A 26,825-nucleotide genomic window follows, 5' to 3' on the forward strand; every position below is an offset into this window, starting at 1 on the left:
GGGGTCCGCTAGGTTCCGATCATGGCTGAATTCGTACTGGTGGCAGGGGCTTGGCTCGGCGCGTGGGCCTGGGACGACGTGGTACCGGCGCTGCGCGCGGCCGGGCACGGCGCCCATCCGGTGACGCTGTCGGGCCTGGCCGAGCGGAGCTCGGTACCGGCCGGGCAGGAGACGCACGTCCAGGACATCGTCGACGTCGTGGAGGGTGGCGACCTGTCCGACGTCGTCGTGGTCGGGCACAGCTACTCGGGAATCCCGGTGGGCCAAGCGGCCTCACGGATCGGAGGGCGGCTGAAGCGGGTCGTGTTCGTGGACTCGAACGTCCCGGCGGACGGCGAGTCGTTCACGTCGTTCTGGAGCCCTTCGCAGGTCGCGGAGCTGACCGACCACGGCTTCTGGCCACCGTTGGCTGCGGAAGACTTTGCGGGACAAGGACTTTCGGACGCTTCGATCGCCCGGATCGTCGGCGGTGCGACCCCGCACCCGGCAGCGTCGTTGACGGAACCGGCTTCGGTGAAGGGTTCGCTGGCCGACCTCCCGGCGACGTACATCAAGTGCCTCCTCGACGGCGACACCCCGAGCCCGGACGTGGCGGAGCTGCTGAAGAGCGACCGGTGGGAGCTGGTGGAGATGGAGACGGGCCATTGGCCGATGGTGTCGCAACCGGCGGAACTGGCCCGGATCCTGCTGGCGGTCGCATGATCGGTCAGGGACGGGCCGAACCGGCTCACATCCCGAGAGCGGCCACCGCCCCGGCGATCCCGCCCTCCGGCCGCGCGACAGGTCAGGGCGGGCTCGCGCCCCTGCCGAACCCACCCACCTCCCGCGAACGGCAGCCACACCGGCGAGCCGCCCTCCGGCCGCGCGACACGTCAGGCCGGACCCGCGACCCGGCCGAACCCACCCACCTCCCGCGGGCGGCCACCGACCCGGCGGCCCCGCGCACCAGTCGCGAGACAAACCAGGCGGGCGGCAACCACCCCGGCGTTCCCGCGCACCATTCGCGGGACAAATCAAGCGGGCGGCCACCGACCCGGCATGGGCGTCAGGGCGTCAGGGCGTCAGCGGGCGCACGTCCCAAACCCACACCCCGCCGACGAACTCCGCCGGCTTGCGGAGCAGCAGCTCCACAGTGGACTTGAGCGCTTCCTGGTTCTGCCGCGGGCCGACCACCAGCACGTCGGCGTTCCAGTACCGCAGGTCCGCCAAGGCCTGCGTGCGATCGGCTTCCGTGACCTCCGCGGCCTGGCCCGTCTTCTCCACCTCGGCGAACAGGTCCGAGGTCGGGCGCGGCACGGCGCCGTAGCGGCCGCGGCGGTCGTCCGGGGAGGTCGGGCCGACGAAGTAGCCCTCCGGCATCGGGTAGCCGAGGCCGGCGTCGACCTGCCAGTGCAGGGGCTCGGCCTCACCCGTGCTCGGGAGCGGCACCGGCACCAGCGAGCCGCCCGGGGCGACGTACTGGCGCCAGATGCCGTCGGCGAAAAACGGCGGCGAGAGCGGGCGTTCGTGCGTCACCAGGGCGGTCGGCGCGATCGGGAGGAGCACCGCCACCACCGCGCCGATCCAGATCATGCGCAGCGGGAAGCGTTGCTTGCCTTCGAGGAGCTCCGGCTGCTCGGCCGCCGCCGTCCAGACGCGGTGCGTCGCGATCGCCAGGAGCCCGCCCACCACCGGGATGCAGCCCATCGCGAGCCGGGACTCGAGCAACGAGTCCAGCAGCGGCAGCTGCCCGAGCCACTTCCACGGCCCCGGGATGCCGGTGTCGTCGTGCGCCACCGTGATTTCGATGCCCAGCGAAAGGAGCGCCATCACGTACATCGTGATCGCCAGCGCTCGCGAGACGACGTCGCGCCAGAGCCAGATCGTGAGCATCACCATCAGCACGATCAGCGGCCAGCCGAAGAACGCGTTCTCCTCCGTGCGGTTCATCGACACGTCGGCGGCCGCCTCGGGCGAGCCGGCGATCGACTGCGTCGCGAAGCGCGTGAACGCCGCCGTGTCGTTGCCCGCCGAGCCGTGCAGCAGCGAGTGGAAGCTCTGCGGGCCGAAGAACTGCCAGTACAGCGGGAACCCGGCGATCAGCAGAGCGACGACCGCACCGACGCCGACCCCCTTGGCCAGCGGCGCCAGCATGCCGCGGATCTCGGCGCGGTGCGGGATCAGGTAGGCGATCGCGAAGACGAGGAACGTCAGCGCGAAGATCGCCAGCGGCTCTTCCCCGAGGAGGATCTGCCACGCGACGAGCACGCCGAGCACGATGCCGTTGCGCACCGGGCGCTCGCCGTGCGCGATCTGGATCGTCTTCAGCGCGATGAACGGCAGCACGAACAGCACGACGAAGTTCGGGTGCGCGTTGCCGTGCGAGATCATCGGCGGCGCGAAGCCGCAGAACGCGCCGCCGATCGCGGCCGCCGTGCGGTTGGGCACCAGGTGGCGGGAGAACACCCAGTACCAGCCGGTCGCGGTGCCCGCGAGGCCCGCGGTGAGCACGATGGCCCAGGTCAGCGTCGCGCCGAAGGTCAGCGTGATCGGCGCGAGCGGGATGTTCAGGCCGAACATCGCCGCGTTCGCCGCCATGTTCACGCCGAGTGGGTAGTTCTGCAGGTCCGTCGTGAACGGGTTCTGGAAGTGCAGGACGGCCTTCGCGACGACCGTCGAGTACCACTCCCACTGGCTCTGGTCGGAGGCGCCGTTCCAGAGGTAGCCGCGCTTGAGGTCGAACCACAGCCCGTTGTAGAGCAGGATCGTGAACAGCAGGAACCCGCCGGTGATCGCGGAGTCCTGCCACGCCCAGCGCTTCGGGCCTTCGGGTGGTTCGGGGGCGGGCGGCACCAGTTCGGGAATCGCTTCGGACTTCAAGCTCACGGTTCGACCACCCTGGCGACGAAGTGGAGGGCCCCGGTGCCGGCGTGCCGGACCAGCAGCAGGAACGGCCGGTCGACCGTGACGGTGACCGGTTCGTCGATGACCATCGAGGTGAGGCGCATGGTCAGCGCGGTCGCCGCGGCGCCCTCGAAGCCCTGCTCGTCCACCCGCAGCACGGCCTGGTGCAGCACCTCGGACACGGTGAGCCGCGGGTCCGGGGAGAGCCCGCTCAGGTCGGCCTCGTCGGTGAACATCGTGGTGACGCCGAGGCCGCGCAGCACGCCGGTGAGCGAGCTCGGGACGTCGAGCGAAATCTTGGGCAGCGCGAGCTCCACGGCTTTCGCGCCGATCCCGTCGAGCAGGCTCGTCAGCGCGGCCTGGTCGAGGGCCGCCTCGGCGTCGGCGAGGTCGCCGTCGGGCAGCAGCACGACGGCCTGCAGCCCGCCCGCCGCGACGAGCTGCACGGCCTGCCAGCCCGCGGCGTGCGCGTAGCCGACGCGCTCGCTGAGCCACATCGTCGGGACGTCCCGGGTCCCGGACGGCGCGTGGAACGGCGCGTCGGCGGTGTTGGCCTCGCGGAAGGGCAGCTTCCACGCCGCCTTGAGGTAGAGCGCGTTGACCAGCACGGCCGCGACGTCCGGGTCGATCGAGCCGGACGGCAGCAGCTCGGGGATGAGCCCGCGCGTGGTGCGCTCGACGTCCTCGTTGATCAGGGTGCGGGCGGCTTCGGGATCCTTCTCGAAGGGCGCGCTCGCGACGGCCGCGCCGGGCCACTCGGCCAGCTCGGTCTTGAAGGAGTCTTCGAGCGGGAGCCGGTCGTCGGCCCAGAGCGTGTTGGCGACGGCGAGCTCGGCTTGTTCGCCCCGGCCCTCTTCGACGAGCTGCGCGGCGTCCCGGAGCAGGGTGGTCTGCTCGTCGGGGTCACCGAGCAGGGCGACGAGCTCCTCGCGGGTCCGTCCCCGGGCGGCCCGCGCGGCCAGGGTCAGCGCACTGGCCACCGAATAAGGCGAGAAACAGGAGTTCGCGCCCCCGGCGCCGAGGGCCGCGTGGACGGCGAGGGCGAACCGGAGGTGGCTGTCCGTGGCCATGCGGGCGAGAGTACCGGAACGGTTCACCCCGCCGGGCGGCCACGCGGAACTCCGCCCACGGGTGACAAATCCCCCACCGCACAGCCCACCACCGAATGCCAGAACCACCACACAACCAGGTCCGCCCCGATCACCTCCCCACGACGGTCGGCCCGCGTGTCTGGAGAGGCATCACCCGTGATTGAGCGGGCATCACGCGTGATCAGCGGGGCATCAAGCGTGATTGAGCGGGCATCACCGCGATGCCCCTCCAGACACGCGTGATGCCCCTCCAATCACGGGTGATGCCCCCACGCACGCGAGAAGACGGGGTTAGCCGTGGTGGAGGCGGGTTACGTGCCAGGAGTACCAGACGTGGGCCTGTGCGTCGGTGAGGGAAGCCACCTGGTCGACCACCACGCGGAGCAGGCCGGCGTCGTCGGGGGCGGTGTTCCAGGCCGGGACGAACAGCGGGTCCAGGGACTCCGGGGCCCGGCGGGCCAGCGCGTGCACCAGCTCCACCAGCAGCTCCCGCTGGCCCTCCTGCATCGCCAGGCGGCGGCGGTCGCTCATCACGTACCGCAGTGCCAGCGCCTTCAGCAGCGCCACCTCGGCCGCGACCTGCTCCGGCACGCACAGCCGGGCCCGGTAGCGCCCCAGCGGGCCCTCGCCGAACTCCGCGCGCGTGCCCGTGACCGCCGCCGTCGTGAAGCGGCCCACCAGCTCGCTCGTCAGGCGCTTCAGCGCGACCTGGGCGCCCGGTGAGCCGTCGGGCTCCGCCGACGCCAGCTCCGCCACCACCGGCAGGGCCAGCAGCTCCTTCGCCGCATCCTCCAATGTGGACACCGACTGGGCCGAGAAGTGCTTGGCCGCCGCCTCGGCGACGGCGGCGCGCTCGTCCGCGTGGGCGAGCACGCGCAGCTTGATCCGGCCGGCCAGCACGCCGTCCTCGACGTCGTGCACCGAATAGGCGACGTCGTCCGCCCAGTCCATGATCTGCGCTTCCAGGCAGATCTGCTCCGCCGGTGCGCCCTCGCGGAACCACGCGAAGACCTCCGCGTCGTCGGGGTAGACGCCGTACTTGGCCATACCGGGCTTGCGCGGCCACGGGTACTTGGTGGTCGCGTCGAGGCACGCGCGGGTCAGGTTGAGCCCGCCGGTCTCGCCGCCGGGACCGAGGAGCTTCGGCTCGAGCCGGGTGAGGATGCGCAACGTCTGCGCGTTGCCCTCGAACCCGCCGCACGCGGCCGCCACCGAGTCGAGCGCGCGTTCGCCGTTGTGCCCGAACGGCGGGTGCCCGATGTCGTGCGCCAGCCCCGCGGTGTCGGCCAGGTCCGGGTCGGCGCCCAGCTCCTCGGCGATGCCACGGCCGATCTGCGCGACCTCCAGGGAGTGCGTCAGCCGGGTGCGCGGGACGCCGGTGACCTCGGCGCCTTCCCCCGGCCCGACCACCTGGGTCTTGCCGGCGAGCCGCCGCAGCGCGGCCGAATGCAGCACACGGGCCCGGTCGCGCGAGAAGGCGCTTCGCCCGTCTTCGCGCGTGCCGGGCAGCGCCGCGCCCTTCGCCGGTTCCGGCAGCAGGCGGGCGGTGTCGTGCTCGGTGTAGTCCACCCGACCAGCCTAAACGCCGCCACTGACAAAAAACTCAACCCAGGAAGGTGGCGAACAGGTCGTCGGCCGGGGTCTTCGTCACCCGGTAGAACAGCAGGGCGCCCGTCTCGCGGACGATGTAGCGGATCTGGGTGACGCGCTCCTGCACGATCGGCCCGCTGTGCGTCGGCGCGGTCCAGGCGTCGAGGCCCAGGTCGTCGGCCATGGTCCGGGCGCGGAAGGAGTGCCACGGGTCGCTGACCAGCACCGCGGTGTGCCAGCTGCGCGCTTCCACCTGCTCGGCGACCGCGCGGAGGCTGCGCAGCGTGTCGCTGCCTTCCCCGACCGCCAAGGTCGCCGACGCCGGCACGCCGTGCCGGGTCAGCCACAGCTGGCCGGCCCGCGCCTCGGTGAAGTTGTCCTCGGCCTTCTTGCCGCCCGTGGTGACGATCGTCTTCGCGACGCCCGAGTCGTAGAGCTGCTTCGCCTTGACCAGCCGCGCCGCGTAGATGTCCGACGGCTTGCCGTTGTACTGGGCCGCGCCGAGCACCACGATCACGTCCGCGTGCGTGCGGTCGTTCACCCGCGCGACCTGCCAGACGCGGAACGCGGTGCCGCCGACGAGCGCGAGCACCATGAGGACCGTGCCGAAGGCGATGCGACGCGCCCAGTTCGCGCGCGTCGGCTTCCTGCGTTCAGCGGTACCCACGGCGCCCATTCTGTCAGAGCCAGCCGCGCTCCTCCGCGACGCGCACGGCTTCGGCGCGCGTCCGGGCGCCGGTCTTGCCGATCGCGGCGGACAGGTGGTTGCGCACGGTGCCCTCGGAAAGGTGCAACGCGCGCGCGACGTCGGCCACCGTGCTGCCGTCCTTGGCCTCCCGCAACACGTCCCGTTCGCGCCCGGTGAGCGGGCTGGCCCCGGTGGCCAGCGACTCGGCGGCCAGCGCCGGGTCCACCACCCGGAGTCCACTGTGGACTCGGCGGACGGCTTCGACGAGCTGCTCGGGCGGGGCGTCCTTGACGACGAACCCGGCCGCGCCGGCCGCCATCGCGCGGGCCAGGTAGCCGGGCCGCCCGAACGTGGTGCAGATGATCACCCGGCACGACGGGAGCGCGGCCCGCAGGTCGGCGGCGGCTTCCAGGCCGTCCTTGCCCGGCATCTGGACGTCGAGCAGGGCGACGTCCGGCTTGGTCTCACGCGCGGCGGCCATCACCTCGTCGCCCGAGCCGACCTGCCCGACGACCTCGATGTCCGGTTCGAGGCCGAGCACGGTGGCCAGCGCGCCGCGCACCATGGCCTGGTCGTCGGCCAGCAACACCCGGATCAAGCGAGTCCTCCCGCGGGTTCGGCGCGCACGGCCGGGGCGGCCGCGCGGGGTTCCGGCAGCGGGATCTCCGCCCGCACCAGCAATCCTCCCCCGGGCCGGGCCGACGCCCGCAGGGTGCCCCCGACCGCGTCCAGCCGCTCGGTGAGCCCGCGCAGGCCGTTGCCCGGGACGACCCCGGTGGCCGTGCCGTCGTCCTCGATCTCCAGCCAGGTGTCGCCCAGCTTGACCGTCACCTGCTTGGCCCCGGAGTGGCGCAGCACGTTCGTCACGGCCTCGCGCAGGACGTATCCGAAGACGCTCTGGAACTCCGGCCGCACGTTGTCGACCGCGTGCGGCAGGTCGGCGTCGATCTCCGCCGCCCGCAACGCCGCCCGCGCGCCGGCGACCTCGGCCGACAGCGACACCTCGCGGTACTCCGAGACGGTGGCGCGGACGTCGGACAGCGCGCTGCGGGTGAGGCTTTCGATCTCGCGGATCTCCTCGACCGTGCGCGGGATGTCGCCCGAGCTCTCCAGCACCCGCCGGGCCAGCCCCGCCTTGACGGTGATCGTGGTGAGGCTGTGCCCGAGCAGGTCGTGCAGATCGCGGGCGACGCGCTGGCGCTCGTTGGTGACGGCGAGGGTGGCGATCTCCTTGTTGGCCAGCTCCAGCCGCCGGATGGCGCGGATGAGGTTGGCCATGAAGAACATCGCCAGCGTCACCGAAGCGACGGTGATCAGGTCGCCGTAGTCGTCCAGGAACTTGCCTTCGACGAGCAGCAGCACCGCCCCGACGAGCAGCGTCGCGACGTCGACGATCACCGCCCACGCGGCCGGGGTCAGGAAGACCATCACCGCGGTGCCGTAGAGCAGGATGAACGGGCTCGCCGAAGTCGCCGCGACCACGCCGAGCCCCAGGACGTTCATCCCGATCCCGAACGCCAGCTTCGCGGTCCGCGGCCGACGGAAGGCGAACGGGAACAGCAGGTAGCAGAGCGCGTAGGCGTAGACCAGCACCCAGATGAGCACCACCCCGGCGTCCAGCTCGGGCCGGGCGGCCAGCGACTTCGTGACCGGGATCAGGAAGGGCAGGAGGAACACCACGCCGGCGATCGGCCAGCGCGTACGGTCCGGGCCGCCGCTGTCCGGGTCGGAGAGCGGGTCCTCCCACCAGGCTTCCTTGCTGTTCAGCCCGAACCGGCGCTGCTCCGACTCCGCCATCCCTCGTCCCCTCCGGCCCTCAAACGCGGGCGCTGTCCTTACGGTAACGCCTGATCACCAGCGCCCCCAGCACGACCGTCCACGCCGCGAGCACGCCCACGGCCGTCGGCAGCGAGACCACCATGTCGGTCGTCACCGCGGGCCGCGCCACCTGCAGCACCCAGTACGTCGGCATGATCTGCGCGACGTCGTGCATCCAGGCCGGCATGCCTTCGAGCGGGATCCACAGACCGCCGAGGAAGCCCATACCGAGGGTGACGATCATGCTGATCGGCTGCATCGTCTCGGGGGTGCCGAACTGCCCGATCAGCAGGCCGAGCAGGACCAGGGGGATGGTGCCGAGCCAGACGCCGGCGAAGATCCGGAACCAGCCCGCCGCGTCGAGGTGCACGCCTTCGACGGTGATGGCCAGCAGCGGCACGAGGACGAGCGCGGGCAGCCCGACGAGCATGCCGGAGATGCCCTTGCCCGCCAGGTAGCCGGTGCCGGTGAGCGGCGTCAGACGCAGCTGCCGCTGCCAGCCGAGCGCGCGTTCCAGGGCGAGCCGGCCGCCGCTGGTGTTGGCCGCGGCGAACGTCCCGAACGTCATCATGTTGATCATGATCACCGCGGCGATCGCGGCGTGGTCCGGCGCGTCCGCCTTGGTGAAGACGTTGGCCTGCAACAGGAACATCAGCACCGGGAACGCGACGACGAAGACCAGGAACCGCGGCTGCCGGAAGTTGCGGCGGATCTCGGTGAACAGGTAGGTGGTCATCGCACGGTCTCCGCGGGCTCGTCGGCGGTCAGGGACAGGAAGGCGCCTTCGAGACCGACAGCGCCGATTTCGACGTCGTGCACGCCCGGGACGGCGGCCTTGAGCGCCCACAGCGTCGCGTCGGAGTCGCCGCTGGAGATGGCGACGCGATCGCCGCGCAGCTCGAACTCCTTGACGCCGGGCAGGGCCGCGATCACGGCTTCGGTGGCGCCCGGGACGGCGGCGCGCAGCGTGCGGCCCCCGGCCAGCGCCCGGACCTCGGCGACCGAACCGTCGGCGACGACGTGCCCCCGCCGCATCAGCACGACGCGGTCGGCGAACTCCTCGGCCTCTTCGAGGTAGTGCGTGGCGAACAGGACCGTGCGGCCGGACTCGGTGAACGAGTACATCGACTGCCAGAACTCGCGCCGCGTCCCGACGTCCATCGCGGCGGTCGGCTCGTCGAGGACCAGCAGGTCGGGGTTGCTGACCAGGGCGACGGCGAAGCGCACGCGCTGCTTCTGGCCCCCGGAGAGCTTGTTCGCGCGACGGCCGGCCAGCTCCTCGACGCCCGCGGCGCGCAGGGCCTGCGCCAGGGGCATCGGCTTGCGGTGCAGGGCCGCGACCATGCCGACGGTCTCCGCGACCGTCAGGTCGTCCATCAGCGCGCCGCCCTGCAGCATCGCGCCGATCAGGCCGGCGCGGACGGCGTCGATCGGCTTCCGCCCGAACACGCGGACGTCGCCGGCGTCGGGCTTGGTCAGCCCGAGGATCATGTCGACGGTGGTGGACTTGCCGGCGCCGTTCGGGCCGAGCAGGGCGACCACCTCGCCCGGGGCGATCGTGAGGTCGACGCCGTCGACCGCGGCCACGTCGCCGTAGTGCTTGCGCAGGCCGGTGAGGTGGACCGCGGCCCCCGCCGCCACCGCCTGGGAGTCTGTTTCTCGCATGCCCCCAGGCTGCCGCCCCGGCGGCCCGGATCCCCAGACCGTGCGTCACCACCTGACCGTGACAGGTGTCAGGGGTATCCGGGCCCCGGGGTGTTCAGCAGCCGATCAGGCGCGCGGCCAGGTACGACTCCAGCTTGTCGATCGCGATGCGCTCCTGCGACATCGAGTCGCGCTCGCGCACCGTCACGGCCTGGTCCTCGAGCGAATCGAAGTCCACCGTGACGCAGTACGGCGTGCCGATCTCGTCCTGGCGGCGGTAGCGGCGGCCGATCGCCTGGGCGTCGTCGAAGTCGACGTTCCAGTGCTTGCGCAGCGTCGCCGCGACGTCCTTCGCCTTCGGGGTCAGGTCGGCGTTGCGCGAGAGCGGCAGCACCGCGACCTTGAACGGCGAAAGCCGCGGGTCGAGCTTAAGCACCACGCGGGTCTCGACCGTGCCCTTGGCCGTCGGCGCCTCTTCCTCGTGGTAGGCGTCGACGAGGAAGGCCATCATCGACCGGCCGACACCCGCCGCGGGCTCGATCACGAACGGGCGGTAGCGCTGCCCGGCCGCCTGGTCGAAGTACGACAGGTCCACGCCCGAGTGGTTCGAGTGCGTCGTCAGGTCGAAGTCGGTCCGGTTGGCGATGCCTTCCAGCTCGCCCCACTCCTGGCCCGCGTTGAACGCGAACCGGTACTCGATGTCGACGGTGCGCTTCGAGTAGTGGGAGAGCTTCTCCTTCGGGTGCTCGTAGTGGCGCAGGTTCTCGGCCTTGATGCCGAGGTCCGTGTACCACTCCGTGCGCTGGTCGATCCAGTACTGGTGCCAGGTCTCGTCCTCGCCCGGCTCGACGAAGAACTCCATCTCCATCTGCTCGAACTCGCGCGTCCGGAAGATGAAGTTGCCCGGCGTGATCTCGTTGCGGAACGACTTGCCGATCTGGCCGATACCGAACGGCGGCTTCTTCCGCGACGTCGTCTGGACGTTGAGGAAGTTCACGAAGATGCCCTGCGCCGTCTCCGGGCGGAGGTAGGCCAGGCCCTCTTCGGACTCCACCGGGCCGAGGTAGGTCTTCAGCATCATGTTGAAGTCCCGCGGCTCGGTGTACTTGCCGCGCGTGCCGCAGTTCGGGCAGGGGACGTCGGACAGGTCGTCCTCGGTCGTCTGCTTGCCGCTGCGCGCTTCGTACTCCTCGGCCAGCTGGTCGGCGCGGAAGCGCTTGTGGCACGACAGGCACTCGATCAGCGGGTCGGTGAACACGTTGACGTGCCCCGAAGCCACCCACACCTGGCGCGGCAGGATCACCGACGAGTCGAGGCCGACGACGTCGTCCCGGCCCTGCACGACCGTCTTCCACCACTGGCGCTTGATGTTGTCCTTGAGTTCGACCCCGAGCGGCCCGTAGTCCCACGCCGAGCGGGTACCGCCGTAGATCTCCCCGCTGGGGAAGACGAAACCACGGCGCTTGCACAGGCTGACTACGGTATCGATGGTGTTCGTGGGCACTCCACGCTCCGGAAGCATGCGGGGACGGTTATCGGACTAGAACCTCAAGGGTATCCGCCGGTGCCCACGTCTTTTCGCGCAGGTTACGGCCGGGACACCAGCGACGCCGTGACGACCCGGTTGTCCTCGTAGCCCTCGCTGCCGCCGACGTACTCGCCACCGCAGGTGACCAGGAGCAGCTTGTGCGGCCCGTCCGGGTCGAACAGCTGCGCCGAGCGCCCGGCCAGCTCCGACTTGTGGATCGTCTCCGTCGCGTCGACGCGGTAGACCCAGGCGCCGCCCGCGGCGTCGGTCAGCTTGACCTCCTGCCCCTGCTTGACCTGCCAAAGCTCGGTGAACGGGCCCTTCTTGCCCTTCCAGTTCACGTGCCCGGACAGCAGCGCGACGCCGTGGTCCGCGCCGAGCTTCGCACCCCACCAGGCGGCCTCGTCGAGGCCTTCGGGGATCTTGAGCGCGCCGGCCTGGTCGAGGTCCTCCTGGACCAGCTCGGCGGTGCCGCCGCCGGGCAGGCTCAGCCGCACGGGCGCCTGCCCGGTGTCCTGCCGCGCCGGCCGGTCCGCGGCGGCGACGGGCGTGGTCGTGCCGTTCGCGACCGCGGGTTCATCCTTTCCGGTGAAGATGAGCAGCGTCGCGACGATCGCCGCGACCACGAACGCGCCGGCGACCCCGACGATCCACCAGCGGCCGGAGCCCTTCTTCCGCTCCGCCGGGTTCCGCTCCTGCATGCGCCTGTGCTCCTTCGCTGGTCGTGCCGTTGCGAAGACAGACATGCGGCGGCGGGCGCGGGAGGTTGCACCGAACCCGGCGCCGCGGCTGGTTCAGGCGGTGGGGCGGGTCACCAGCTTCGCGGTGACCAGGCGGTTCTCGTCGTAGCCCTCGGTGCCGCCGACGTAGTCGCCGCCGCAGGTCACCAGGACCAGGCGGTGCGGGCCGTCCTGGCCGAACCACTTCGCGGCCTGCGCCGGCAGCGCCTCCTTCGGCAGCGTCACGACGTCGTACACGCGGTAGAGCCAGCGGCCGCCGCGCGCGTCGACCACGCTGATGTCGTCGCCGTCGCGCATGCGCCAGAGCTCGTCGAACGGCCCTCGGCGCCCTTCCCAGTTCACGTGCCCCGACAGCAGCGACGCCCCGTGCGCCGCGCCCAGCTTGGCGCCCCACCAGGCGGCGTCGCCGAGGCCGCGCGGGATCGGCAGCACGCCCTGGTCGGTCAGCTCGGTGCGGACCAGGCGGGCGGTGGCGCCGTCGGGCAGCCGGACCGTGCCCGGACGCTGCTGCGCGGCCGATTCGCTGTCCGCGGGCAGCACGGCCGGGGCCGCGTTCTCCCCCGGCAGCGAACCGGGCGCCGGGGCCGCGAGCGACGGCTGCTTGGGCGGCAGCCAGGTCAGCAGGATGACGCCGGCCGAGAAGGCGGCCACGGCCAGCGCCGCCGCGACAGCGGCCAGCCCGGTGCGCAGCACCTAGTCCGTCCCGGACTTGCGCCGCCTGCCGAGCAGCAGCGCGACGGCGGCGAAGAACACCCCGCCGAACAGCAGGCCGATGCCGAGCGGGACGCGCGAGCCGTCACTGCCGGTGTCGGGCTCGGCCGCGCCGAGGTAGCCGGCCGGGACCTGCGTCGGCACCGCGGCCTGCGTCGCGCTCGTGCCGCCGCCGGTGCCGCCGGCGGCCTTCGCGACGAAGCCCTTCGGGATCGAGCAGCTGACCCCGCCGAGCACGATGTTCGTCACGACGTCCTGCAGCGCGGTGCCCGCCGCGTCCTTGACGTGCGTGGTGATCTCGACGTGCCAGCCGGCGACGGCGGTGTAGTCGCCGCCGCGCCAGCCGTCCTGGCGGATCAGCTGGTCGAACGCGGAGACGCGGGTCAGCCTGAGGTCGGACACCGAGGTGTCCTTGGACGCGTTCGTGATGTCGCCGGGCGGCCCCAGGCGCAGGTTCTTCAGCTCCAGGCCCGCGGTGCCGCCGGGCATCGGGACGATGCCGAGGCCGCCGCCCTGGCGCACCCACAGCCGGGTCACCGTCGAGGTACCCGTGAGCTTCGACGGCGCGGTGCAGTCGACCGACGTCTTCGCGCCCTCGAGCACGAGCACGGTGTTGTCGATCGCGTTCGCCCCGCCGCGCGAGTTGTCGCGCAGCGCGTAGTTCGTCTCGGCGACGGCGGTGGGCACAGTGGTCGCCTGCAGCGCGGCGACGACGTTGTGGTCACGGATCGCGACGCCCGGCGGGTATGGGTTCCCGTTGGTGTAGTGGCCGAGGTCGATCTGGTAGTGCCCGCCGAAGGTGGCGCGCTCGCCGTCGTCCTTGGGAACCGAGACGCGGTCCGCGCCGAGCTTCGACTGGCCGGGCAGCAGCGGCGAGCGTTGCGTCTCGGTGATCAGGGCCCCGCCGGGCTGGCCCGCGCTCGAGATCCGGACGGACGCGACGTTCGCGAACGAAACCGGTCCGGTCTTCTCGTCGACCCCTTGCGCTTGGGCACCGGCCACCCCGGCTCCGACCAGCGGGAACAGCACGGCCGTCAGGACAGCCGCCTTCGTCACGAAACGGGTCATGTCTCCCCACTGCTCTGCTCGGGCGGGTCGTCAGCGTACGAGAAGCGACGAAACGCTCCGCGACAACCTTGCACCGTCGGCCACGACATGCGAAGCCGAAGAGGCAATTCCCCACGAACTCACCCGAATGGAGTAATACGACCGGCCGTAGCCCGTAGCCCCGGTGACGGAGCGGGGCGCGTCCCGGGGGAACACTAGGATGGGTGGCGCCGTTATCGGCAATGACTACGGAATTCATGTCGCGGCGACGAGGGTGGAGGCGGGTATGGCGACGGTGACCGGGGGCGGCGCCCAGCCGGGTCTCGCGGAGTGCGCGCCGGCGGTGGCCGCGGCACCGGCCCACCCGCCGTCGGCGGTCCTGAGCGACGCCGGCGACCTGCTGCGCGCGCTGGCGGCGCCGGTCCGGATCGCGATCGTGCTGCAGCTGCGCGCGGCCGACCGGTGCGTGCACGAGCTGGTGGACGCCCTCGACGTCGCGCAGCCGCTGATCTCCCAGCACCTGCGGGTGCTGAAGACGGCCGGCGTGGTCCAGGGCGAGCGGCGCGGCCGCGAGGTCGTCTACCGGCTCGCCGACGACCACCTGGCGCACATCGTCGTCGACGCCGTCGCCCACGTGCAGGAAGGAAAGTGATGACCCCCGCCGCCCAGCCCGCCGCACACCGCGGCCAGGCCCCGGTGCCCGGGCGCCGATCGACCCGCCAGCGGGCCGCGGTCGTCGAGCTGCTGAGCACCGTCGACGACTTCCGGTCGGCCCAGGAGCTGCACGACGAGCTGCGCAAGCGCGGCGACGGCATCGGCCTGACGACGGTGTACCGCACGCTGCAGTCCCTCTCGGAGGCCGGCGAAATCGACGTCCTGCGCACGGATTCGGGCGAAGCGATCTACCGCCGCTGCTCCGCGCACCACCACCATCACCTGGTGTGCCGCGTGTGCGGCCGCACGGTGGAGGTCGAGGGGCCCGCGGTCGAGCGGTGGGCCGAGAAGATCGCCGCCGAGAACGGCTTTTCGCAGATCTCGCACACGGTGGAGATCACCGGGACCTGCGCCGAGCACTGAGCCGCGGAGGCTCAGTATTCGTAAGGGTCCTTCGGCGTGGGGACCGTCTCGATCGAAGACAGCGTGAAGTCCGGCGTGTAGCTGTTGTTCCTCGTCGCCGTTCCCGGCACCACCTGGCCGGTCACCTGGATCCACGCGTCGGTCGCCAAGTGGTCGGCTTCGCCGCCGCGGAGGTGGACCGTCACCGGGAACGCGTCCGCCGCGCAGCAGCTGATCACCAAGCGCGCCAACAACGTTGTGCCGTTCGTGTGCACGACGAAGCCGGTCAGGGAGATCGTGCGGCCGTTGAGCGTGCCCGCCGCGTCCCAGCCCGCGCGCGTGACGAACTCGTTGACCGACAGCGGCACCACGGCGCCCGCCGGCAGCGGCGGGAAGGCCGCCGCGTTGGCCGCCGCCGCGCTCGCCGGGACCCGGGCCTCGGTGCGGATCACCGAGTCCGCGCCCAGCGCGGGCGGGGCCACCAGGAACACCGCCAGCACCGGCACCAGCAGCAGCCACGCGGGCCGGGCCGAGTGCGAGTGGCCGTGGTCCGGCCCGTCCGGCGCCGTCCCCGGCTCCGCCCCCGCCGCGACCTTCGCCCGCGCCGCCCGCAGGTCACGCGCGATCGCCACCACACCCAGCACCACCATCACCGCGCCACCCGCGATGACCCACGGCTGCTGCGCGGGCTTGACGTAGCGCAGGTAGTCGCCGTTCACCGCGATCTTGACCAGCGCGCCGCCGAGCAGGACCAGCAGGATGTTCTGCGTCTCGCGCCTCATACCAGCCCCACCACGAGCCCGGCCGCCACCGCGCACACCGCCGCCACCACGAAGGTCACCGGGGCGAACCGGATCGCGAACGACCGGCCGAACGTGCCCGCCTGCAACGCGAACAGCTTCACGTCCACCGCCGGCCCCACCACCAGGAACACCAGCTTCGGCAGCAGCGGCAACGCCGTCAGCGACGCCGCCACGAACGCGTCCGCCTCGCTGCACAGCGCCAGCACCACCGCGAGCACCGCCATCACCACGATGCCCAGCACCAGCTGGTCGCCGAGGACGCCGAACCAGCGCGCCGGCACCAGCACGTTCAGCGCCGACGAGATCAGCGCCCCCAGCACCAGGAAACCGCCTGCCTCCACCAGATCCGTGCGGGCCGTCTCCGCGAAGACGCGCCAGCGGTGGCCGTCGGAAACGTCCGGCAAGCGCCGCAGCGCGCGCTCGGTGATCCACTCGAGCTTGCCCCACCGGGCCCACAGCCAGCCCATCACCATCGCCGTCGCGAGCGAACCCGCGAAGCGCGCCACGACCATCTCCGGCTTGCCCGGGAACGCCACCGCCGTGGCCACCAGCACCACCGGGTTCACCGCCGGCGCCGCCAGCAGGAACGTCAGCGCCGCCGCCGGGGCCACACCCTGGCCCATCAGCCGCCGCGCCACCGGCACCGAAGCGCATTCGCAGCCCGGCAACGCGACGCCGGCCAGCCCGGCGACGCCGACCGCCGCCCCGGCCCGCCGCGGCAGCACCTTCTCCAGCACGCGGGCCGGCACGAACGCCGCGATCGCGCCGCTGATCAGCACGCCCAGCACCAGGAAGGGCAGCGCCTGCACGCAGACGGCGACGAACACGGTCGAGCCGGTGCGCAGCGCGGGCACGTCGAACGCCTGCTGCAGCCAGCCCTGGCCGAGGATCGCGACCAGCAGGATCGCGCACAGCACCTCGACCGAGCTGACCCGGAACCGCCGGGTCCGCCGCGGGTTGTCGGAAACGATGTTCACGACGGCGATGATGCCAGCCGGGTCCGACAGCGAGAGCACCGCACAGCCGCGAACGGTCGAAAAGCGCCGGATTCCGGCGGGAATTCGCCGTTCGCGGCGAACAGGACAGCCCGTGTGGGTTACTCGGCGGGGGCGATTCCGGGCAGATCGGTCCGCAGCTGCGACGCCGTCGACACCACGAGCATCAGCAACGTGCCGAGCGCCGCCTCGTCCAGCCCGGCCGCGGGGAAGGCGTACCGCAGCGTCACGTCGAGGCCGTTGTCCGAGTGGCCCACCCCGAGCGTGCCGAAGAGCCCCTGGCCCGCGCGCTCGGCGACCGCGACCGACAGCTCCGGGCGGTCCGGCAGGTCCCAGCCGACCACGCAGGTCAGCGAGAGCACGGTGAGCCCCTCCCCGAGCCGGGTGGCCTGGATGACGCACGGGACGTCGCCGTGCGAGAACGTCAGCGCACCGTCGTCGTCGACGCGTACTTCAAGGTAACGCTCGAGAGCGTCCTTCGCCTGCGTCAGCAGCTCCGCGGTCTCGGCCGCTTCGGTCGCGCTCATGACGACGCCTGGTCGACAGCGCCGCCGAAGCGGCGGTCCCGCTTCGCGAACTCCAGGCAGGCGCGCCACAGGTGCGTCCGGTCGAAGTCCGGGAACAGCGTGTCCTGGTAGACCATCTCGGCGTAGGCCGACTGCCACAGCAGGAAGTTCGACGTCCGCTGCTCGCCGGAGGGCCGCAGGAACAGGTCCACGTCCGGCATTTCGGGCTGGTACAGGTACTTCCCGATGGTCTTCTCGGTGACCTTGCCGGGATCGAGCTTGCCGTCGGCGACGTCCCGCGCGATCCGCTGCATCGCGTCGCCCAGCTCGGCGCGGCCGCCGTAGTTGACGCACATCGTCATGTTCAGGGCGGTGTTGTGCTTGGTCTTCTCTTCGGCCGCCTGCAGTTCCTTGATCACCGACGCCCACAGCTTCGGCCGCCGCCCGGCCCAGCGGATGCGGACGCCGATCGAGCCCAGGTAGTCGACCTGACGGCGGATCGTGTCGCGGTTGAAGCCCATCAGGAACCGCACCTCTTCGGGGCTGCGCTTCCAGTTCTCGGTCGAGAACGCGTACACCGAGAGCCACTTGACGCCCAGCTCCACGGCGCCGCTCGCGACGTCGATCATCACCGCTTCGCCGCGCTTGTGGCCTTCGATCCGCGGCAGGCCGCGCTGGTTGGCCCAGCGGCCGTTGCCGTCCATGACCAGCGCGACGTGCTTCGGGACCAGCTCTCGCGGGATCTCCGGGGGCTTCGCGCCCGAGGGATGCGGATCCGGGGCCCGCAGCTCGTATCGCGACGCCTTGTTCTCGCGTCCCCTGCGCAGCACTGGGCGCCTCCCTGGGTGGTTGACCGATCAGGCCGACCCTACTGCCCGGGCTGCACCGCTTCCCGGGCGCGTCGCTCGACCAGAGGAAGCGAGCGGAGCTGGCGCTCCAGATGCCACTGCAGGTGGGCCGCGACCAGGCCGCTCGCGTCGCGGCGGGTGCCGGCCAGGGTCGCCTCGGCCAGCGGCCATTCGCCGTGCAGGAGGGCGGTGAGCAGGTCCAGGACCTCGGGGGCGGGGTGCACGCAGCCGGGCACGCGGCAGTCCTGGCACATCGAGCCGCCGGCGGCGACGCTGAACGCGTTGTGCGGGCCGGGCAGGCCGCAGCGGGCGCATTCGGTGAGCGCGGGCGCCCAGCCGGCGTAGGACATCGCGCGGAGGAAGAAGGCGTCGAGCACCAGGGAGGAGTCGCGCTCCCCCGCGGCGAGCGCGCGCAGCGCCCCGACGACGAGGAGGTACAGCTTGAGCACCGGCTCGCCCTCTTCGGCCGAGAGCCGGTCCGCGGTTTCGGCGATCGCGCTGGCCGCGGTGTAGGCCTGGTAGTCGGCGACCAGCGGCAGCTGGAACGCGTCGACGGTCTCGACCTGGGTGATGACGTCGAGCGTGCGGCCGGTGTAGAACTGCACGTCGACGTGGCCGAACGGCTCCAGCCGGGCCCCGAAGCGCGACGACGTGCGCCGCACGCCCTTCGCCACGGCACGGACCTTGCCGTGCCGCCGCGTGAGGAGGGTGACGATCCGGTCGGCCTCACCCAGTTTGTGCGTCCGCAGCACCACGCCGGTGTCGCGGTAGAGGTTCACCACCCCGACATCGTCCCACTCTCGGGCGATGCCGGGGTGGAGCGCCCCGCGGAACCGCGAGGATCAGCAGTAGTACCCGGAGCAGTAGCTGACGCTCGAGGCCGCCACGACCGCGATGATGATCCAGATGATCGCGAACACGCAGCCGAGCGCGCCGATGATGGAGGCGATGAGGCAGAGCGTCTTGGTCGTCTTCGACGCCTGCTCCGCCATCATGTAGTTGCCCTGCATCTTGTACGTCTGGACCTCGTTGGACTTCATGATCGCGAAGATCGCGAGGATCCAGCAGAGGAAGATGCAGCCGATCGCCCAGCCCTTGTAGTCCTTGATGGCGTTGATGTCGCCGCCACCACCGGGCATGCCGTAGCCCGGGGAGCCGAAGCCACCGGTGGCCGGCTGGCCGTACGGCGCGGGCTGGCCGTAGGGCGCGGGCATGCCGCCGGACGGCGTGCCGTAGCCGGGCTGCTGCGGCTGCTGGAAACCGCCGGACTGCGGCTGCTGGCCGTAAGGCGGCTGCTGCTGGCCGTAGGGATTGGTCATGAACTTGTACCCCAACTATTCGTGAACGTCCGCCGGGTCACCCGGCGGTGGTGCGCGGAAACGGCTTACTGCTGGTGCGGCGGCTGGTCGTTCGGCGGCTGACCGAACTGGCCCGGCTGGATCTTCTGGGTCGCACCGGCGTCGCCCTGGCCTTCGGGACGCAGCATCTGGGTGCGCTCGGCCTGCTCGTCGAACGCGGACCCGCCCCCGGCGGGGGCGTCCGGGCGGAGCATCTGGGTGCGCTCGACCTCGTCGAAGGGCGACCCGCCCGGCGGCGGGGCGAGCGGCTGGCCCGGCTGCTGGCCGAACCCGCCCGGCTGCGGCGGCTGACCCCCGGCCGGCGGCTGGCCGAAGCCCTGCGGCTGCTGCGGGAAGCCACCCGGCGCGGGCTGGCCGAACCCGCCGGACTGCGGCTGCTGCTGCGGGAAACCACCGGACGGCGGCTGGCCGAACTGGCCGGGCTGCTGCCCCGGCGGCGGGTAGCCGCCGGGCTGGCCGAACGGCGCCTGGCCGGGCACCGGCGAGGCTTCGCCGACCACGACGACCGAGTTGACGATCTTGTCGGCGAAGGTCTGGCTCTTGTCGTCCCACAGCGGCCACAGGTAGCCGATGTAGCAGGGCAGGCCGTCGACGATGTGGCAGATGTCGCGCAGGATGGCCGTGCCGACGCCGACCGGCTGCCCGGTCTGCTCGGCGACGAGCTTGATCCCGACGACGCGCTTGCCGAGCGACTGGCCGGTGTTGCCCTGCTGGATCCACCGGTTGTAGATGGTCCAGCCGAGGCCGACCAGGCCGCCGAGCCCGTAGAGGAGGAAGCCGATGCCCCGCGCGCCGGTGAACATGAGGATCACCGCGAGGAGGTAGATGACGAGCACCGGTGCCTGGTCGATGATCAGGGCGCCGGCGCGCTGGCCCCAGTTCGCGTAGTTCTGCGGTGCGCCGAAGGGAGTGCCAGGCTGGCCGAACGGAGCCGGCTGCCCGAACGGCGCGGGCTGCCCGTACGGGGGCGGCGCCTGGCCCGGCTGCGGCTGTCCGAACGGCTGCTGGCCACCGGGCGGCTGCCCGAAGGACTGCTGGCCGTAGGGATCGGTCATGTGGGTCTCCCCCTCGCTGGTCACTTCCCCGACGTCGCGGAACGGATCCGCCCTCATCGGTCCGGTCCGCGGGAGCGTACTCGCTCCGGTGACGGTCGCGCCTCCCAGGCATCCGCTGTCCGGGTGACCCGACCGCGGGTCCGACGCGAGGGGCGCGTTTCCGGTTCCCCTGCGTGATCGTTCAGACGCGCAGACCGGTGAACGGCGCGAACGGCAGGTTGCGGATGACGAACCAGACGACGAACACGACCGAAAACGCCAGCGGCGTCCAGCGCCAGTGCAGCCAGCTCGCGACGGCCCGGCCGCGCAGGCGTCCGACGGTCCACGCCGCGATGCTCCACACGAACAGGAGCACGACGACGAAGGACACGGCGTTGTAGTGGACGGCCGCGGGGATGTCGCCGTGCATCAGGCTGTAGGCCATCCGCAGGCCGCCGCAGCCCGGGCAGTCGATGCCGAGCAGGGCCTTGGTCGGGCAGACCGGCAGGAACCCGCCCGGCGTGGTCGGGTCGCCCGCCCAGACGACCGCGCAGCACACGCCGAGCCCGGCCACCACGGCGAGCGGCGGGCCCAGCGCCCGCAGCTTCGCCTTGGTGCCGTGCGCGGGGAATCCCGTGTAGACGGTCGTCGCCGTCACGGCGTGATCCGATCGGCGCTGACCCCGACGACCACGAGCATGACCACGATGAAGATGACGTAGAGCAGCAGGAGGATCCCGATCGAGATGGCCGACCACATCGCCCACTTGCGGGCGTCGTCCGCGGCCTTCTGCGCCTCGGCGTGGTAGCCCTGGAACCACAGCGAGCTCACCTGGCTGGACTTCACGATGGCGACGATGCCCAGCGGCAGGCAGCAGAGCACCGTGCTCAGGATCGCCCACACCATGTTGTTGTCCGGGGGCGGCCCGTAGTTCGGCGGTCCATAGCCGTAGCCGTAGCCGTAACCGGGAGGCGGCGGCCCGCCCGGGGGCGGGTACGGCGGCGGGTACTGGTCGGTCACCGGAATCCTCCTGCTGCTCGGCTACGTCAGTATGACGACGTGCTGAAGCCGAAGGTGAAGGCCCCGGCGACCACCAGGATGATGTACAGCACGCTGAGCGCGACACCCACGATCGCCGAGATGATCGCCCACTTCTTGGCGGCTTCGGACGCTTCCTGCGCGGCGGCCGTCTGCCCCTGCGCCCACAGGCTGTTGACCTGGGTCGACTTCACGATCGACACGATGCCGAACGGGAGGCAGCAGAAGATCGTGGTGAGGATGGCCCACACGAGGTAGTTGCTGGGCGGCGGGCCCGGCTGGTAGCCACCCGGCTGGCCGCCGGGGTAGTTCGGCTGCCCACCGGGGTAGTTCGGCTGGCCGCCGGGCTGGTTCGGCTGGTCGCCGGGGTAGTTGGGCATGCCCTGGCTGTCGGTCATGGTCGGTCGTTCCCCTTCGTCGTGCTCCCTGGACGACCACCGGGTTCGCCGCCGCCCCGATCGGCTGCGGTGTGGTCGAAGCCGCGACTGTAGGGGGCCGGAACGTCGCGTGCCCGGCGTTTGCTCCCGCCGCGACCGAATCGAGACCAGGAATTCGGCTGACGCTCCCCGGCCGGGGTCAGAAACCCAGCCGGCGCAGCTGGCGCGGGTCGCGCTGCCAGTCCTTGGCCACCTTGACGTGCAGGTCGAGATACACCTTCGAGCCGAGCAGCCGCTCGATGTGCCCGCGCGCGGTGGCGCCGACCTCGCGCAGCCGTTCGCCCTTGTGCCCGAGGATGATCCCCTTCTGGCTGGGGCGTTCGACGTAGAGGAAGGCGTGCACGTCGATGAGGTCGTCGCGGCCTTCGCGGGGCAGCATCTCCTCGACGGTGACGGCGATCGAGTGCGGCAGCTCGTCGCGGACGCCTTCCAGCGCCGCCTCGCGGATCAGCTCCGCGACCAGGGTCTGCTCGGGTTCGTCGGTGAGCTCGCCGCCCGGGTAGAGCTGCGGGCCCTCGGGCAGCCGCTCGACGAGCAGCTTCGCCAGCGTGTCGACCTGGAAACCGTCCACTGCGGACACCGGGACGAGCTCGGCGAAGTCCATCACTTGCTGCAGGGCAAGCAACTGTTCGGCGACCTGCTGCGGCTGCACGAGGTCCGTCTTCGTGACGATGCCGACGACGGGGGTGCGCTTCGCGATCTTCTGCAGCTCGGCGGCGATGAACCTGTCGCCGGGGCCGATCTTTTCGTTCGCCGGCACGCAGAGCCCGATGACGTCCACTTCGGACCACGTGGCGTGCACGACGTCGTTGAGCCGCTCGCCGAGCAGCGTGCGCGGGCGGTGCAGGCCGGGGGTGTCGATGAGGACGAGCTGGGCGTCCTCGCGGTGCACGATGCCGCGGATGGCGTGGCGCGTGGTCTGCGGCTTGCTGGAGGTGATCGCGACCTTGGTGCCGACGAGGGCGTTGGTCAGCGTCGACTTGCCCGCGTTGGGACGGCCGACGAAGCAGGCGAAGCCGGAGCGGTGCTCGGTCATCGCTCGAGCACCTTGAGGACTTCGCCGTCCGGGGCGGCGAGGATGATCGGCGCGTACTTCGCGATGTCGCGAACGGCGTGCACCGACGCCTCCTTGAGCAGGCCCTCCTCGGAGACGACGGCGGCGGCCTCGATGCCTTCGGCACCGCTGGAGAGCGCGGCGGCGACCGCGGCCTGGAGCGCGGTGAGCTTGAACGACGGCTGGTCGACCGTGCCCGCGGCGTAGGTGCGGCCGTCGGTGTCGCGGACCGCGGCGCCCTCGGGGGCCTGGATGCGGGCGCGCGAGGACCGCGCGAGGGTGACCAGCTTCTGGTCCTCCGCCTCGAGGTCAGGCATGTTCGACGCTCCTGTCGCGTTCGTCGGGGTGGGGCGGGCGCGTGCGGCGGCGCGCGGTCCGGTCGGCCGGGTCGGTCATCGCCTCGGCGTCGGCCGGGTGCACGACCACGGACGTGATCCGCATGCGGCCCCGCCGGTCCTTGCCCCCTTCGGCGAACAGCCGAAGGCCGGCGACCTCGGCTTCGGCCCCCGGTAGCGGGACCCTACCCAGTCGTTCCGCGAGCAGCCCGCCCACGGTCTCCACGTCGTGGTCTTCGAGGTCGAGGCCGAACAGTTCGCCCAGGTCGTCGACGCTCATCCGGGACGAGACGCGGACCGCGCCGTCGTCGAGCTCCTCGACCTCGGGGCGCTCGTCGGCGTCGGACTCGTCGGTGATCTCGCCGACGATCTCCTCGAGCACGTCCTCGATGGTGAGCAGGCCCGCGGTGCCGCCGTACTCGTCGACGGCGATCGCCATGTGGTTGTGCGAGCGCTGCATTTCCTTGAGCAGCTCGTCGAGGCGCTTCGAGTCGGGGACGAAGGACGCCTCGTTCATCAGCGTGTCGACGATCGTGCTCGACCCGTCCGGGTCCATGTACGCCGACATCAGGTCCTTGATGTTGACGACGCCGACGATGTCGTCGACGGACTCGTCGATCACCGGGAGCCGGGTGAAGCCGGTGCGCAGGGCGAGCGCGAGGGCCTGCCGGACGGTCTTGGTGCGCTCGATCCAGACGATCTCGGTGCGCGGCACCATGACCTCGCGGGCGACGGTGTCGCCGAGCTCGAACACCGAGTGGATCATCTCGCGCTCGGAGTCCTCGACGACGCCGCGTTCCTGGGCGAGGTCGACGAGCTCCCGCAGCTCGACTTCGGAGGTGAACGGGCCTTCGCGGAAGCCCTGGCCGGGCGTGATCGCGTTACCGATCAGGATCAGCAGCCGGGACAGCGGGCCGAGGACCGAGCCGAGGACGCGGACGGGCCCGGCGACGTAGCGGCCGATGCGGTACGGGTGCTGGCGGCCGAGGGTGCGGGGGCCGACGCCGATGAGGACGTAGCTGACCACGACCATGACGACCGCGGCGACCAGCACGGCGAGCCCGAGGGGCCGGATGCGGGTGCCGAGGGCCACGGTGACGAGCACCGTCGCGGTGAGCTCGCAGCCGAGGCGCAGCAGGAGCAGCAGGTTGATGTGCCGCCGTCGTTCGGCGACGACGGCGGAAAGGTGGCGCGCGCCGGGCAGCCCGAGCCGGGCGAGGCCGTCGGCCCGGGCCTGCGAGACGGTGCTGATGGCGGCGTCGGCCGCGGCGAACACGCCCGCGAGGAGCACGAGCGCGATCGCGAAGAGGAGCTGGACCATGGCTCGCGCCTAAGGCGTTTCCCCGGCGGGTGGTTGTTCGCCGGCGTCGAGCCCGGCGAAGCCGAGGACACGGTCGTCGGAGCTGCGCTGGGCGTCGCGCTTCTGCAGGGCCGCGACGGCTTCCTGGTACTCGCCGAGGATCCGCTTCTGGAGGGCGAACATCTCGCGTTCCTCGGCGGGCTCGGCGTGGTCGTAGCCGAGGAGGTGAAGGCAGCCGTGCACGGTGAGCAGGTGCAGCTCGTCGATCAGGGCGTGACCCGCGGTCTTGGCCTGGTCCTTGGCGAACGCCGGGCAGAGCACGATGTCCCCGAGCAGCGCGGGCGACGCGTCGGGCGCGTCCGGGCGGCGGGAGGAGTCGAGCTCGTCCATCGGGAAGGCCATGACGTCGGTGGGGCCGGGCAGGTCCATCCAGCGTTCGTGGAGGTCTTCCATGACGTCGAGCGTGACGAGCAGGATGGACAGCTCGGCGAGCGGGCTGACCTCCATCTTGTCGAGGGCGTAGCGGGCGGCCGAGACGATGGACGTCTCGTCGACGTTGACGCCGGACTCGTTGGCGATCTCGATGCTCACCGCCGGTTGCCCTTCCAGCCGTTGCCCTGCTGTTGCTGCGCGTCCTGCACGGCCTGCCACTTCTCGTAGGCGTCGACGATGTCGCCGACGAGCTTGTGCCGGACGACGTCCTGGCTGGTCAGCTCGGCGAAGTGGAGGTCCTCGACGCCGTGGAGGATGTCGCGGACGACCCGGAGGCCGCTGCGCTGCCCGCTGGGCAGGTCGACCTGGGTGATGTCGCCGGTGACGACGATCTTGGAGCCGAAGCCGAGGCGGGTGAGGAACATCTTCATCTGCTCGGGCGTGGTGTTCTGCGCCTCGTCGAGGATGATGAAGGCGTCATTGAGCGTACGGCCGCGCATGTAGGCGAGCGGCGCGATCTCGATGGTGCCGGCCTGCATGAGCCGCGGGATGGACTCGGGTTCGACCATGTCGTGCAGCGCGTCGTAGAGCGGCCGCAGGTAGGGGTCGATCTTCTCGTTGAGCGTGCCGGGCAGGTAGCCGAGGCGCTCGCCGGCTTCGACGGCCGGGCGGGTCAGCACGATGCGGGTGACCTGCTTGGCCTGCAGCGCCTGGACGGCCTTGGCCATCGCGAGGTACGTCTTGCCGGTGCCGGCGGGGCCGATGCCGAAGACGACGGTGTGCTTGTCGATGGCGTCGACGTAGCGCTTCTGGTTGAGCGTCTTGGGCCGGATGGTCTTGCCGCGGCGGGAGACGATGTTGAGGCTGAGCACCTCGGCCGGGGACGCGTCTCCGCTGGAGAGCATGGAGACGGTGCGGCGGACGGTGTCGGGCCCGACCTGCTGCCCGCCCCCGGCGAGCTGGACGAGCTCGGCGAAGACGCGCTCGGCGAACGCGACGTCGGCGGGGGTGCCGGTGAGGGTGACCTCGTTGCCGCGCACGTGCACGTCGGCGGCCAGGAGCTCTTCGGCGACGCGCAGGTTCTCGTCGCGGGACCCGAGCAGGCTCAGGGCGGCGGCGTCGGGAATGGGGAACCGGGACTGCGCGGCCTGGGTGGCGGCATCCTCGGTCTTCGGGACGTCCCCGGGGACGTCGGGTCGGGCGGCTCCACCCGGTACGGTTCCGGCCACGTGGCCTCGGCCCTGCTTTCTGCATGAGGGACTGCGGACCCCTCCGATGCTACTGGCACCCCCCGACAGAACGCAGGCCGGTTTACCGGTCAGCCGCCGTGCGCGCCGAAGAACCCCAGCTGTTCCCCGCCCAGCACATGGGCATGAACGTGAAACACGGTCTGCCCGGCATCCCCATCAGTGTTGAAGACCACGCGATACCCACTCTCAAGGATCCCCTCAAGCTCGGCAACCTTACGAGCAGTGGCAACAAGATCACTCAGCAGCTGCGGGTCGGCTGCGGCAAGCTCTCCGACGTTCCGATACCGCTTCTTGGGCACGACAAGCACATGAACCTTCGCCTGCGGCCGAATATCCCGAAAGGCGAAGGTGGAGTCATCCTGGTAGACGACATCGGCAGGAATCTCCCCACCGATGATCCGCTCGAAGAGAGTCTCGGCATCACTGTCGCTCATAGGAGCACCCTAGCGACAGCAAGCAAGCCGCCATCGCCCCCAACCACACCCGCCAACGCCCCCCAACCACACGAGAACCCACGCGGGGGTCCGGGGCTCGCCCCGGCGGGGGCCTGGGGGTCCGACCCCCAGAAAACACAACGAACGCAAAGCGGCCCCCGACCGAGCGAAGCGAGGAAGGGGGCCGCGGCGCGGTAGACCCTGG

Annotated in this window: 31 protein-coding genes; 3 read left to right on the top strand and 28 right to left on the bottom strand. The window is 71.5% G+C overall.

All coding sequences use genetic code 11. The features are described 5' to 3' along the window. Positions 1 to 21 precede the first annotated feature (21 nt). Positions 22 to 702, top strand: a complete 681-nt coding sequence (locus tag ACYVLJ_RS41840) for an alpha/beta fold hydrolase (RefSeq protein WP_460442869.1) — start codon at positions 22 to 24, stop codon at positions 700 to 702. Between the two features lie 351 nt (positions 703 to 1,053). Here the strand turns inward: ACYVLJ_RS41840 and ACYVLJ_RS41845 are convergent, their stop codons facing one another. The 12 genes from ACYVLJ_RS41845 to ACYVLJ_RS41900 all read right to left on the bottom strand — a co-directional run bounded on the left by ACYVLJ_RS41845 (position 1,054) and on the right by ACYVLJ_RS41900 (position 13,761). Further along, positions 1,054 to 2,865, bottom strand: coding sequence for a glycosyl transferase (locus ACYVLJ_RS41845; protein WP_451978833.1), 1,812 nt, complete (start codon positions 2,863 to 2,865; stop codon positions 1,054 to 1,056). Continuing rightward, complete coding sequence (locus tag ACYVLJ_RS41850) at positions 2,862 to 3,953, bottom strand: serpin family protein (protein ID WP_460442870.1); 1,092 nt, start codon at positions 3,951 to 3,953, stop codon at positions 2,862 to 2,864. The genes ACYVLJ_RS41845 and ACYVLJ_RS41850 overlap by 4 nt, the downstream gene beginning before the upstream one ends. Before the next feature lie 312 nt (positions 3,954 to 4,265). Then, positions 4,266 to 5,543 (bottom strand): deoxyguanosinetriphosphate triphosphohydrolase family protein, encoded by a 1,278-nt coding sequence (locus tag ACYVLJ_RS41855; protein ID WP_460442871.1) that lies wholly within the window; start codon positions 5,541 to 5,543, stop codon positions 4,266 to 4,268. 34 nt (positions 5,544 to 5,577) lie between these two features. Further along, positions 5,578 to 6,231, bottom strand: coding sequence for a YdcF family protein (locus ACYVLJ_RS41860; protein WP_460442872.1), 654 nt, complete (start codon positions 6,229 to 6,231; stop codon positions 5,578 to 5,580). A gap of 13 nt (positions 6,232 to 6,244) precedes the next feature. Beyond that, on the bottom strand, positions 6,245 to 6,850 hold the full coding sequence (locus ACYVLJ_RS41865) for a response regulator transcription factor (RefSeq protein ID WP_460442873.1): 606 nt from the start codon (positions 6,848 to 6,850) through the stop codon (positions 6,245 to 6,247). Continuing rightward, positions 6,847 to 8,049: a sensor histidine kinase gene (locus tag ACYVLJ_RS41870; RefSeq protein ID WP_451978818.1), complete on the bottom strand. Its 1,203-nt coding sequence runs from the start codon at positions 8,047 to 8,049 to the stop codon at positions 6,847 to 6,849. Before ACYVLJ_RS41870 ends, ACYVLJ_RS41865 begins: the two co-directional genes overlap by 4 nt. Positions 8,050 to 8,068: 19 nt before the next feature. Further along, complete coding sequence (locus ACYVLJ_RS41875) at positions 8,069 to 8,806, bottom strand: ABC transporter permease (RefSeq protein ID WP_460442874.1); 738 nt, start codon at positions 8,804 to 8,806, stop codon at positions 8,069 to 8,071. Further along, a complete protein-coding gene (locus ACYVLJ_RS41880) occupies positions 8,803 to 9,735 on the bottom strand; it encodes an ABC transporter ATP-binding protein (protein ID WP_451978812.1) in 933 nt (310 codons plus the stop codon). The genes ACYVLJ_RS41875 and ACYVLJ_RS41880 overlap by 4 nt, the downstream gene beginning before the upstream one ends. A gap of 94 nt (positions 9,736 to 9,829) precedes the next feature. Further along, complete coding sequence (locus tag ACYVLJ_RS41885) at positions 9,830 to 11,218, bottom strand: glycine--tRNA ligase (protein ID WP_451978809.1); 1,389 nt, start codon at positions 11,216 to 11,218, stop codon at positions 9,830 to 9,832. A gap of 83 nt (positions 11,219 to 11,301) precedes the next feature. Beyond that, positions 11,302 to 11,943 carry a class F sortase gene (locus ACYVLJ_RS41890; protein WP_460442875.1) on the bottom strand — a complete coding sequence of 214 codons (642 nt, stop codon included), beginning with the start codon at positions 11,941 to 11,943 and terminating at the stop codon, positions 11,302 to 11,304. 93 nt (positions 11,944 to 12,036) lie between these two features. Continuing rightward, a complete protein-coding gene (locus ACYVLJ_RS41895) occupies positions 12,037 to 12,675 on the bottom strand; it encodes a class F sortase (protein WP_460442876.1) in 639 nt (212 codons plus the stop codon). Continuing rightward, the gene (locus tag ACYVLJ_RS41900) at positions 12,676 to 13,761 is read right to left on the bottom strand and encodes an LPXTG cell wall anchor domain-containing protein (RefSeq protein WP_460442877.1); all 1,086 of its coding nucleotides are present in this window, start codon (positions 13,759 to 13,761) and stop codon (positions 12,676 to 12,678) included. 265 nt (positions 13,762 to 14,026) lie between these two features. Between ACYVLJ_RS41900 and ACYVLJ_RS41905 the strand changes: the two genes are divergently transcribed. Both ACYVLJ_RS41905 and ACYVLJ_RS41910 read left to right on the top strand, forming a co-directional pair. Continuing rightward, complete coding sequence (locus ACYVLJ_RS41905) at positions 14,027 to 14,392, top strand: ArsR/SmtB family transcription factor (protein ID WP_451978798.1); 366 nt, start codon at positions 14,027 to 14,029, stop codon at positions 14,390 to 14,392. After that, the gene (locus tag ACYVLJ_RS41910; RefSeq protein WP_451978795.1) at positions 14,392 to 14,817 is read left to right on the top strand and encodes a Fur family transcriptional regulator; all 426 of its coding nucleotides are present in this window, start codon (positions 14,392 to 14,394) and stop codon (positions 14,815 to 14,817) included. Before ACYVLJ_RS41905 ends, ACYVLJ_RS41910 begins: the two co-directional genes overlap by 1 nt. A gap of 11 nt (positions 14,818 to 14,828) precedes the next feature. Here the strand turns inward: ACYVLJ_RS41910 and ACYVLJ_RS41915 are convergent, their stop codons facing one another. From ACYVLJ_RS41915 to ACYVLJ_RS41990, 16 genes are all read right to left on the bottom strand, one after another. Continuing rightward, entirely contained in the window at positions 14,829 to 15,578 is a 750-nt protein-coding gene (locus tag ACYVLJ_RS41915; protein WP_460442878.1) for a TIGR03943 family putative permease subunit, read from the bottom strand. Next, a complete protein-coding gene (locus ACYVLJ_RS41920) occupies positions 15,575 to 16,576 on the bottom strand; it encodes a permease (protein ID WP_460442879.1) in 1,002 nt (333 codons plus the stop codon). Before ACYVLJ_RS41920 ends, ACYVLJ_RS41915 begins: the two co-directional genes overlap by 4 nt. Before the next feature lie 119 nt (positions 16,577 to 16,695). Then, on the bottom strand, positions 16,696 to 17,121 hold the full coding sequence (locus tag ACYVLJ_RS41925; RefSeq protein ID WP_460442880.1) for a YbjN domain-containing protein: 426 nt from the start codon (positions 17,119 to 17,121) through the stop codon (positions 16,696 to 16,698). After that, on the bottom strand, positions 17,118 to 17,930 hold the full coding sequence (locus ACYVLJ_RS41930; RefSeq protein ID WP_451978783.1) for an isoprenyl transferase: 813 nt from the start codon (positions 17,928 to 17,930) through the stop codon (positions 17,118 to 17,120). The genes ACYVLJ_RS41925 and ACYVLJ_RS41930 overlap by 4 nt, the downstream gene beginning before the upstream one ends. A 38-nt stretch (positions 17,931 to 17,968) precedes the next feature. After that, a complete protein-coding gene (gene recO / locus ACYVLJ_RS41935; RefSeq protein ID WP_451978780.1) occupies positions 17,969 to 18,730 on the bottom strand; it encodes a DNA repair protein RecO in 762 nt (253 codons plus the stop codon). A gap of 60 nt (positions 18,731 to 18,790) precedes the next feature. After that, on the bottom strand, positions 18,791 to 19,267 hold the full coding sequence (locus ACYVLJ_RS41940; protein WP_451978777.1) for a CD225/dispanin family protein: 477 nt from the start codon (positions 19,265 to 19,267) through the stop codon (positions 18,791 to 18,793). Positions 19,268 to 19,332: 65 nt separating this feature from the next. Next, the gene (locus tag ACYVLJ_RS41945; RefSeq protein WP_460442881.1) at positions 19,333 to 20,361 is read right to left on the bottom strand and encodes an RDD family protein; all 1,029 of its coding nucleotides are present in this window, start codon (positions 20,359 to 20,361) and stop codon (positions 19,333 to 19,335) included. Positions 20,362 to 20,542: 181 nt separating this feature from the next. Continuing rightward, entirely contained in the window at positions 20,543 to 20,998 is a 456-nt protein-coding gene (locus ACYVLJ_RS41950; protein ID WP_451978771.1) for a DUF2752 domain-containing protein, read from the bottom strand. Continuing rightward, positions 20,995 to 21,360: a CD225/dispanin family protein gene (locus ACYVLJ_RS41955; protein ID WP_451978768.1), complete on the bottom strand. Its 366-nt coding sequence runs from the start codon at positions 21,358 to 21,360 to the stop codon at positions 20,995 to 20,997. Before ACYVLJ_RS41955 ends, ACYVLJ_RS41950 begins: the two co-directional genes overlap by 4 nt. Positions 21,361 to 21,386: 26 nt before the next feature. After that, positions 21,387 to 21,776, bottom strand: a complete 390-nt coding sequence (locus ACYVLJ_RS41960; protein ID WP_451978765.1) for a CD225/dispanin family protein — start codon at positions 21,774 to 21,776, stop codon at positions 21,387 to 21,389. A gap of 178 nt (positions 21,777 to 21,954) precedes the next feature. Beyond that, positions 21,955 to 22,851 carry a GTPase Era gene (era, locus tag ACYVLJ_RS41965; protein WP_451978762.1) on the bottom strand — a complete coding sequence of 299 codons (897 nt, stop codon included), beginning with the start codon at positions 22,849 to 22,851 and terminating at the stop codon, positions 21,955 to 21,957. Beyond that, entirely contained in the window at positions 22,848 to 23,186 is a 339-nt protein-coding gene (locus ACYVLJ_RS41970; protein ID WP_451978759.1) for a cytidine deaminase, read from the bottom strand. The genes era and ACYVLJ_RS41970 overlap by 4 nt, the downstream gene beginning before the upstream one ends. Then, positions 23,179 to 24,525: a hemolysin family protein gene (locus tag ACYVLJ_RS41975; protein WP_460442882.1), complete on the bottom strand. Its 1,347-nt coding sequence runs from the start codon at positions 24,523 to 24,525 to the stop codon at positions 23,179 to 23,181. Before ACYVLJ_RS41975 ends, ACYVLJ_RS41970 begins: the two co-directional genes overlap by 8 nt. A gap of 9 nt (positions 24,526 to 24,534) precedes the next feature. Then, positions 24,535 to 25,095, bottom strand: coding sequence for an rRNA maturation RNase YbeY (ybeY, locus tag ACYVLJ_RS41980; RefSeq protein WP_451978753.1), 561 nt, complete (start codon positions 25,093 to 25,095; stop codon positions 24,535 to 24,537). Then, positions 25,092 to 26,165: a PhoH family protein gene (locus ACYVLJ_RS41985; RefSeq protein WP_451978750.1), complete on the bottom strand. Its 1,074-nt coding sequence runs from the start codon at positions 26,163 to 26,165 to the stop codon at positions 25,092 to 25,094. Before ACYVLJ_RS41985 ends, ybeY begins: the two co-directional genes overlap by 4 nt. Positions 26,166 to 26,254: 89 nt before the next feature. Then, positions 26,255 to 26,620, bottom strand: a complete 366-nt coding sequence (locus tag ACYVLJ_RS41990; protein WP_451978747.1) for a histidine triad nucleotide-binding protein — start codon at positions 26,618 to 26,620, stop codon at positions 26,255 to 26,257. Between the last annotated feature and the right edge of the window lie 205 nt (positions 26,621 to 26,825).

This window comes from Amycolatopsis stemonae, assembly GCF_054781455.1.